Here is a 6,696-nt window from a genome sequence, read left to right on the forward strand (position 1 = left end):
GCAAGCATCAATCGTAAATTTTTTACAAAAGTATCTGCATCGGGCCTGTCGGCTTTATTTACTACAAAAATATCTGCAATTTCCATCAGCCCGGCTTTCATTGTTTGTACTTCATCGCCTGCCTCGGGCACCACCACCACAACAGTTGTATCTGCAAGCCCTGCAATTTCCACTTCACTTTGCCCCACACCAACAGTTTCTACAATTATATAATCAAAAGGAGCCGCCTTCATTAAATCGCTTATTTCAATAATTTTAGGATGTAAACCACCCAGCGAACCTCTTGTAGCCAGCGAACGGATAAATACATTGGGGTTATTATACCATTCACTCATGCGTATGCGGTCGCCCAATAAAGCACCTAAGTTAAACGGTGATGAAGGATCGATACAAAGCACACCAATTTTTTTTCCATCGTTTACTAACAGTCCAATTAAAGCATCCGTTAAAGTGCTTTTGCCAGCACCAGGCGGGCCGGTAATACCAATAACGGGAGTATTATTAAAAGGTAATTGCTCTAATAAATTTTCGTAATCATCCGCCTCATTTTCTATAAATGAAATGCAACGGGCCAGCGTTTTGCTGTTGCCTTGTTTAATTTCGTTTAGCTGTTGCTGCCACATGTGGCAAAGTAACAAATTAATTTTGAGCACACGTTTAAGTTGTTGCTCTTTATTGTTTCTTTGCAGAGAAGAAAAACACAATGTCAGTATCGGTAGTTATTATAACCAAAAACGAAGCCCACATTATTGGTACAACACTGCAAAGCCTGCAGGGCATTACCGATGATTTTATTATTGTGGATAGCGGCAGTAGCGATAACACTATTGAAATTTGTAAAAACTTTGGTGCAAAAATTATTGAAACCAACTGGGATGGTTACGGCCCCAATAAAAATAAAGGTATAGATGCAGCAAAATACGACTGGATATTAAACCTCGATGCAGACGAGGCGATAGACACCGAACTTAAAAACGCCATACAAAACCTTGAATTTGCAAACGAAAACACGGTATATAATTTTAAATTCAAAAATTTTTTTTGTAATAAATGGATCCGCTTTGGCGAGTGGGCAGGCGATAAACATGTACGTTTATTTAACCGTAATAAAATAAAATGGAACAGTGCCGCTGTACATGAGGGCTTAACTTTAACCAGCCATACAAAAATAATTATGCTGCCGGGCAATATATTGCATTACACTGTTCAAAATATTAATGAATACATCAGCAAAACAGTAACGTACGCAAAATTAAATGCAACTAAATACCATTTGCAGGGAAGGCACTCGAATTTTTTTAAATTGCGTATGGCGCCAGGCTTAACTTTTTTTCAGCATTATATTTTGCGTCTCGGTTTTTTAGATGGCTGGGAGGGTTATCTTATAGCAAAAACCACCGCATGGTACACTTTTTTAAAATATAGTTTTTTAAAAGAAATGAATAAAAAAATTTAGCAACAAGTTGCACCAGTCATACAAATTGCTTTTCTTTTTTCTTTGTAATTTGTGTATGCAGCCGCTGAACTAAAATAAAACGCATTGACAAACTTTATACCGATATTTCCGCTGGGCATTGTGGTTTACCCCGGCGAGCAGCTCAACCTGCATATTTTTGAACCAAGGTATAAGCAACTGATAAAAGAATGTTTCGAAACTAAAAAGCCTTTTGGTATCCCCCCGGTAATTGATAATAAAATAAATGAAACCGGCACATTGGTAAAAGTAATTGAAATTACCACGGTGTACGATGATGGAAAAATGGATGTAAAAACAGAAGGTCTTGAAGTATTTACAATTTTAGAATTAATTAACCAGCTGCCGGAAAAACTATACAGCGGTGCCATTGTAAATTACCCTGCAAATATTGAAAGCGGTAGCAGGGTGTTAATGCAAACAATTGTTATTGCAATAAGAGAGCTGCATAAATTGCTGAAAATTAATAAAGATTTTAAAAAACCAGATGAAGAATTATGGAGTTATGATGTGGCGCACCATGCAGGGCTTTCGTTAACTGAAGAATATGAGTTGCTGCAACTGATGAATGAACTGCAGCGGCAGGAATATTTAAAACGCCATTTAAAAAAAGTAATACCGGTAATTGCCGAAATGGAAACATTAAAAGAAAGAGTGCAACTGAACGGGCATTTTAAAAACATAAAGGGGCTGGATAGTTTGTAAAAGAAAGTTGAAAGTTGATTAATTTTATCTTTCGCAAATTAGTAATAAAATAATTTTAACTTCAACATTAGGTGTAAACGCTGAACCTCAAAACCACAAAAATGAATACACTTTGCTTTGATTTTGGTAATACCCGGTTAAAAGTTGCCGTTTTTGAAAACGATATTTTTACTGAGGAAATAGTTTTACCCAATGATGAAATTTTTACTATTGAAAGATTAATTACAATCTATAAACCCGAAAAAACAATACTGTCATCTGTTATTAATCATAATCCAGGGCTGGAAAATTTTTTGGCTGCCAAAACAAAATTTCATAAAATCTCTCATCTTACTAAAGCAAATTTTACAACATCGGTAGGTAAGCCCGAAACTATTGGTGCTGATAGATTGGCACTTTCTGCGGCAGCAGTATATTATTATCCCAATAAAAATAATTTAGTAATTGGTATGGGTACCTGCATCACTTATAATTTTATCAATCAGTACCACCAGTTTATTGGCGGCAGCATTTCGCCGGGGATGGAAATGCGTTTTAAAGCTATGCAGGTTTTTACTGCAAAGCTGCCCCTGGTGCAGGCCGAATGGAATTTTCCTTTAATTGGTTACGATACCAAAACCAATATGCAAAGCGGCGTAATAGCCGGAATAGCCTATGAAATGGACGGATTTATAACTGATTATGCTGAAAAATATGGCAACTTTAACGTGGTTTTAACCGGGGGCGATACACTCTATTTTGCCCGTCGGCTTAAAAACAAGATATTTGCAGATTCTAATTTTTTATTTAAAGGACTGTATGCACTCAGCGAAACTAACAATGACTAAATTTTTATCCGTATTTTTTGTGGTAGGTGGCTTTCAAACCGTAGCTTTTGCACAGGAAAACTCTCCCTATTCCCGTTATGGCTTAGGCGATTTAGCCCCCAACCGTAATATTTTTACCCGGGGCATGGGTGGTGTTTCTGCTGCTAATATAGATTATCAAAGTTTAAATTTTGTGAACCCTGCATCGCTGGCAAACATACCTAATACCATTTTTGATATTGGGGCAGAAGTTGATATACGAACATTAAAAAGCACCAACCCGGCAAAAAAATTCTCCTCCACCAATACTATATTTTCTTATTTGCAACTGGGTTTTCCATTAACTACAGAAAAAATGCGGAGAGACAGTATTTCCTGGGGCTTAAGCTTTGGATTAAAACCGCTAACAAAAATAAATTATAAGATAGAAAAATTTGGCCGCCTTACAGGTGTTGACAGTGCCCGAACTTTATACGAAGGCAGCGGCGGTGCCAACCAGGCTTTTATTGGCACAGGTATGCGTATAAAAAATATAAGCTTTGGTGTTAATGCAGGTTATGTTTTTGGTAATAAAGATTACAGTACAAGGCTTACACTTTTAAACGATACTGTTCCATATTACAAATCTAACTCTGCCGATAAAACAACTTTTAACGGCCTTTTGCTAACAGGCGGTTTGCAATACGAAGTTGTTTTAAACAAAAGCAAAAAGAAAGAATTCCCTAAAACTTTGCGGTTAGGCGCTTACGGTAATTTAATGCAAAAGCTAAATGCAAAACGTGATATTGTAAGAGAAACCTTTGATTATGATGCCAGCACATCAACGTATCGTATTGACAGTGTTTATGAGCAGAAAGATGTGAAAGGAAAAATTGAGTATCCCTCTTCATTTGGCGCAGGCTTTACTTACCAGGATGAGCATTGGACCTATGGTGCCGATTTTGAAATTACTAACTGGAGCAAATACAGGTATTATGGCCAGGCAGATGCAGTGCAAAACAATTGGGTAGTAAGGGTTGGCGGGCAGTATTACCCTGCAAAAATTAATACACCGGTAAAAAAATATTTTAATTATGTACAATACCGGGCAGGTTTTTATTATGGCCCCGATTATATTAAAACCAATAACAGCCGACCAGATTATGCTTTTACTTTTGGCACCGGCATGCCTTTAACTTCTTTACAAAGATTAGGCTACAATTCAGAATCGAGGCTGGTAATGCTGAACACTGCAGTTGAAATAGGCGGAAGAGGAGATAAAAAAAATAATATCAGGGAAAATACCGTTCGCTTTAGTATTGGCATTTCTATGACGGCCAACTGGTTTCTAAAACGTAAGTACAACTAAAATGATTTTTAAAACTTTTTATAAAAAAATAAGTGCAGCCCTTTTATCAGGCTGCATTTTTTTCTGGGTGAGTAACCCCAAAAGAGTGACTCACCCAAAAAAAATCTGTTTAAATCCTCAACAGCTAATATGTTTTTATTAAGAGCCTGTATAAAATATTGTACTGCGGTTGTAATAGCCAGCATTTTTTTATTGGCCTGCGAAAACAGCAACAAAGAAATTGATGATCTTACTAAAAAAAAATTGGGTATTGAAGAAGCCGTTAAAGTAAATATTAATTATACTTTAGGCGGCAAAGCAAAAGCCATACTAACTGCGCCTTTAATGCTGAGGGTGCAGGACACCATGCCTTATGTGGAATTTCCTAAAAAAATACATGTAGATTTTTATAACGACAGTACAAAAATTGAAAGCATACTGGATGCTAAATACGCTAAGTATATAGAAAGCCAGAGTAAAATTTTATTAAAAGACAGCGTACGTTTTATTGGTTTAAAAAATGGCGATACTTTATACTGCGACGAATTATACTGGGACAGAAACCGCCCCACTTACCAGTTTTACACCGATAAGCCGGTTCAGATAAGAACAAAAATGCAGGTTCAGAATGGTATTGGATTTGAATGCAGCCAGGATTTTAAAGATAAAGTTTTATACAAGGTAACCAACAGTTTTATAAAAGTACCTTCATCACAATTTCCGGAAAATTAAGCAATGCCTGTTATAAAAATTACCGAATATTTTTTGTTTCTGATTATCTAAAATTATATAACCAATTTCGAAAGAATTTTTCCCTCTCTTATCTTAACTTCACACCTCAAATTTTTAAACAAAAATTTTATGCAATACCGTCGCCTCGGCAAATCTGGTTTACAGGTTAGTGTGCTTAGTTTTGGAAGCTGGGTAAGTTTTAGCAAACAAATTAATGATAAAGTTGCCGACGAATTAATGGGCATTGCTTACGATAACGGTATCAACTTTTTTGATAATGCCGAAGTATATGCATTGGGCGAAAGTGAAAAGATGATGGGCCGTGTACTGAAAAAGAAAAAATGGGACCGTACCTCTTACACTGTTTCATCAAAAGCATTTTGGGGATGGAGGGGAAAAGAAAATAAACCGAACCAAACTGGTAACAGCCGCAAACATTTAATAGAAGCCTGTAATGAGGCTTTACAAAGATTGCAGGTTGATTATCTGGATATGTTTTTTTGCCATCGCCCCGATAAAAATACACCCATTGAAGAAACAGTTTGGGCAATGAACCATCTAATACAACAAGGTAAAGTTTTATACTGGGGTACAAGCGAGTGGAGTGGTGTTGAAATTATGGAAGCACACCGTGTGGCAGAAAAGCTCAGGCTTATTGGCCCCACCATGGAGCAACCGCAATACAATTTATTTGAAAGAGATAAAATAGATAAAGAGTATCTGGATATTTTTAGAACTGTTGGTCTGGGTACCACCATTTGGAGCCCATTAGCAAGTGGACTTTTAAGTGGAAAATATAACGATGGCATTCCTAAAAACAGCCGTTTTGCACTGGAAGGTTTCGATTGGCTAAAAGAGCGTTGGGTAATGGATGATAAAGTGAAGAAAGTAAAAAAACTGAGTGAGCTGGCTGCCAAACTTGGTGTTAGCACTGCAGCATTAAGTATTGCCTGGTGTATAAAAAACCCTAACGTAAGCACAGCAATTTTAGGTGCAACAAAAAAAATACAGTTGCTGGATAATTTAAAAGCTTTGGATGCATTGGAAAAACTTACCACTGATGTAATGGAAAAAATTGAAGGTATTATGAAAACCAAACCTGTGCTGCCAGAATTTTAATTATGAAAAATGCAATTGTTTACGGCATTCCTAATTGCGATACCACAAAAAAAGCAATGCAGTGGTTAAAGAAAAATAATATTGCCTTTACCTTTCATGATTATAAATTGCAGGGGATAAGTAAAGAAAAACTAAATGAATGGTGCGCTGCAAAAGGTTGCGAAACTATTTTTAATAAACGCAGCACCACCTGGAGAGCACTACCCGAAGCCGAACAAAAAAAAGTTGCTGGCCCAGCCGATGCAATAAAAGTGATGCTTACAAACAACAGTATTATAAAAAGGCCGGTGATTGAGTACAATGATAAAATAATGGTGGGTTTTAATGAAGATGCTTATGAAAAAGCCTTTAAATAATAACGGTAATAAAGCCTTTAATACATACATTTTTTGTAAATTTAGCAATGGAAAATAGTGCAGCACTAAAGCAGTTGATACGTAAAAATGCCTACCTGTTTTGGTACACTAAGGATAGTGAAAAAGAGAATTTGCCATTACCGGTAGTGCTTGAATTTTTTTTAAATTATGCTAAAG

8 protein-coding genes are annotated in these 6,696 nt (G+C 36.4%); 7 read left to right on the top strand and 1 reads right to left on the bottom strand.

The window, feature by feature from the left end:
- A partial coding sequence (meaB, locus tag ACY65O_RS20550) for a methylmalonyl Co-A mutase-associated GTPase MeaB (protein ID WP_462222732.1) occupies nucleotides 1–653 on the bottom strand: 653 nt, incomplete at its 3' end.
- Nucleotides 654–703: 50 nt separating this feature from the next.
- Here meaB and ACY65O_RS20555 point away from each other — a divergent pair.
- From ACY65O_RS20555 to ACY65O_RS20585, 7 genes are all read left to right on the top strand, one after another.
- Nucleotides 704–1,456: a glycosyltransferase family 2 protein gene (locus ACY65O_RS20555; protein WP_462222733.1), complete on the top strand. Its 753-nt coding sequence runs from the start codon at nucleotides 704–706 to the stop codon at nucleotides 1,454–1,456.
- Between the two features lie 84 nt (nucleotides 1,457–1,540).
- The gene (locus tag ACY65O_RS20560; RefSeq protein ID WP_462222734.1) at nucleotides 1,541–2,179 is read left to right on the top strand and encodes an LON peptidase substrate-binding domain-containing protein; all 639 of its coding nucleotides are present in this window, start codon (nucleotides 1,541–1,543) and stop codon (nucleotides 2,177–2,179) included.
- A gap of 101 nt (nucleotides 2,180–2,280) precedes the next feature.
- Nucleotides 2,281–3,006 carry a type III pantothenate kinase gene (locus ACY65O_RS20565; RefSeq protein ID WP_462222735.1) on the top strand — a complete coding sequence of 242 codons (726 nt, stop codon included), beginning with the start codon at nucleotides 2,281–2,283 and terminating at the stop codon, nucleotides 3,004–3,006.
- Nucleotides 2,999–4,333 carry a hypothetical protein gene (locus tag ACY65O_RS20570; protein WP_462222736.1) on the top strand — a complete coding sequence of 445 codons (1,335 nt, stop codon included), beginning with the start codon at nucleotides 2,999–3,001 and terminating at the stop codon, nucleotides 4,331–4,333. Before ACY65O_RS20565 ends, ACY65O_RS20570 begins: the two co-directional genes overlap by 8 nt.
- Before the next feature lie 129 nt (nucleotides 4,334–4,462).
- A complete protein-coding gene (gene lptC / locus ACY65O_RS20575; protein ID WP_462222737.1) occupies nucleotides 4,463–5,044 on the top strand; it encodes an LPS export ABC transporter periplasmic protein LptC in 582 nt (193 codons plus the stop codon).
- Between the two features lie 129 nt (nucleotides 5,045–5,173).
- Nucleotides 5,174–6,163: a potassium channel beta subunit family protein gene (locus ACY65O_RS20580; protein ID WP_462222738.1), complete on the top strand. Its 990-nt coding sequence runs from the start codon at nucleotides 5,174–5,176 to the stop codon at nucleotides 6,161–6,163.
- Nucleotides 6,164–6,165: 2 nt separating this feature from the next.
- The gene (locus ACY65O_RS20585; protein WP_462222739.1) at nucleotides 6,166–6,519 is read left to right on the top strand and encodes an arsenate reductase; all 354 of its coding nucleotides are present in this window, start codon (nucleotides 6,166–6,168) and stop codon (nucleotides 6,517–6,519) included.
- Nucleotides 6,520–6,696: the final 177 nt, after the last annotated feature.

Origin of the sequence: Ferruginibacter sp. (assembly GCF_031430955.1) — a bacterium.
GTDB lineage: Bacteria > Bacteroidota > Bacteroidia > Chitinophagales > Chitinophagaceae > Ferruginibacter.